We start from the raw sequence: 1,480 nt of genomic DNA, 5'->3' as shown, positions 1-1,480 counted from the left end.
GCACTGTCTCATTTCAGGAGGCTCTCGCCTGAGGGGCAAGAACTCCAAGCCGTTGGACCTGGGCCGCGCCTGATGGGCCGCCGAATTCATGATCCTTATCCCGACGACGCCCTCATTATTGAGGCCTTGGCCAACGAAGAGCGGAGTAAGCTCCGACCGGTCTCGACTTCCCGGAAAAATGCCAGTAACCAACGAAAATTTAGCGCTTGGCTCAAAAGGGAGGGCAGGGAGAGCATAGTCAGCCGACTCACGGGTACTGATGAGCAGCAACGGTCGTTGCAGGAGGATTTTAGGAAATTTACCGAGGCCGAGGGAAAAGTGGTCGTGAGTTTAGATCGGCTGCGGCAGTATCTAGGCGCCGAGTCCCAGTTGAAACAGCATAATCCTTATCCCGACGACGCCCTCATGATTGATGGCTGCGCCAACGAAGAGCTGAGCAAGCTCGGATCGGACTCGACTTCCAAGAGGAATGTTGTCCGGATTACGGCCATAAATCAACGGAGGTTTAGTAATTGGCTCCAAAAGAATGGTAGGGGGAGCATAGCCAGTCGCCTGACTGGCAGTGATCAGCAGCAAGGGTCGTTGAAGGACGATTTTAGGGGCTTTACCAAGGCTGAAGGAAGAATAAACGTGGGTTTTGATCGGCTGCGGCAGTATCTAGGCGCCGAGTCCCAGTTGAAGCAGCATGATCCTTATCCCGACGACGCCCTCATTATTGAGGCCTTGGCCAACGAAGAGCAGAGTAAGCTCGGACCGGTCTCGACTTCCCGGAAAAATGCCAGTAACCAACGAAAATTTAGCGATTGGCTCAAAAGGGAGGGCAGGGAGAGCATGGTCAGCCGACTCACCGGTACTGATGAGCAGCAACGGTCGTTGCAGGAGGATTTTAGGGCCTTTACCAAGGAGGAAGGAAAAAAAGTGGTCGTGAGTTTCAATCGGCTGCGGCAGTATCTAGGCGCCGAGTCGCAGTTGAAACAGCATGATCCTTATCCCGATGACGCCCGCATCATTGATGACCTAGCCAAGGAAGCGCTGAGCAAGCTCGGATCGAACTCGACTTCGCAGAGGAAAGTAGTCTTGAATCTGGCCAGCAATCAACGGAGGTTTAGTGATTGGCTCCGAAAGAAGGGTCGGGGGAGCATAGGCAGTCGCTTGACTGGCAGTGATCAGCAGCAACAGTCGTTAAAGGACGATTACAGTAACTTTACCAACGCTGAAGGAAAAAGAATAAGCGTGAGTTTCGATCGGCTGCGGCAGTATCTAGGCGCTGAGTCGCAGTTGAAACAGCATAATCCTTATCCCGACGACGCCCTCATGATTGATAGCTTCGCCAACGAAGAGCTGAGTAAGCTCGGACCGGACTCGACTTCGCAGAGGAGAGTCGTCTGGAGACTGGCCAGCACTCAACGAAAGTTTAGTGATTGGCTGCAAACCAGGGGTAGGGAGAGCATAGCGAGCCGGCTCAACGGCAGTGATCAGC

At 53.6% G+C, this 1,480-nt stretch carries 1 pseudogene; it reads left to right on the top strand.

From position 1 onward, the window contains the following. Positions 1 to 72 precede the first annotated feature (72 nt). Positions 73 to 1,480 (top strand): annotated as a pseudogene (locus tag CO666_RS33370) (Ulp1 family isopeptidase); the annotation flags it as partial.

Origin of the sequence: Rhizobium chutanense (genome assembly GCF_002531935.1) — a bacterium.
In the GTDB taxonomy this organism is placed as follows: domain Bacteria; phylum Pseudomonadota; class Alphaproteobacteria; order Rhizobiales; family Rhizobiaceae; genus Rhizobium; species Rhizobium chutanense.
Note: the sequence above shows the minus strand (reverse complement) of the source record. Positions and strands in the feature narration are given on the sequence as shown.